Origin of the sequence: Blastomonas sp. UPD001 (genome assembly GCF_003426715.1) — a bacterium.
Taxonomy (GTDB): domain Bacteria; phylum Pseudomonadota; class Alphaproteobacteria; order Sphingomonadales; family Sphingomonadaceae; genus Blastomonas.
Map to the genome: position 1 here is coordinate 1 of NZ_QKVT01000126.1, position 601 is coordinate 601.

Annotated in this window: 1 protein-coding gene; it reads left to right on the plus strand. The window is 68.4% G+C overall.

Annotated features, from left to right (window positions below; translation table 11 throughout):
* On the plus strand, nucleotides 1–494 hold a 494-nt coding region (gene trbF, locus DM995_RS19475; protein ID WP_157973366.1), incomplete at its 5' end, for a conjugal transfer protein TrbF.
* Between the last annotated feature and the right edge of the window lie 107 nt (nucleotides 495–601).

Sequence of the window (601 nt, forward strand, 5' to 3'; positions counted from 1 at the left end):
GCGGCCATATCGTGCCTTGGGTCGTGCAGGTGGATCGGCTCGGTGAGGCGCACGCGGTCGCGCCCGCCGAGGCTGGTTACCGTCCGACCGATCCGCAAGTGGCTTTTCATCTCGCTCGCTTCATCGAGCAGGTGCGGAGCATCCCCGCCGACCCGGTCGTCGTCCGCCAGAACTGGCTGCGTGCCTACGATTTCACCACCGACCGCGGCGCGCTGGCATTGAACGACTATGCCCGCGCCAACGATCCCTTCGCCAATGTCGGCCGGATGCAGGTCGCGGTGGACGTGTCGAGCGTGATCCGGGCCTCACCCGACAGCTTCCGCGTCGCCTGGACCGAGCGCCGCTATCAGGACGGCAGCCTCACCGCGACCGAACGCTGGTCGGCGATCCTGACCGTCGTGGTGCAGCCACAGCGGACCCCCGACGCCTTGCGCAAGAACCCGCTCGGCATCTTCGTCAACGCCCTCAACTGGTCACGGGAGCTGTCCCAATGAAACGCTTATCGTTCCGTCCCGCCGCATCGGCGGCTCTACTCGCCACCGCAACCGCGCTCGCCGGCTGCGCTACGACCTCCGCCCGCGTGCCGGACGTCGCCGCCGAT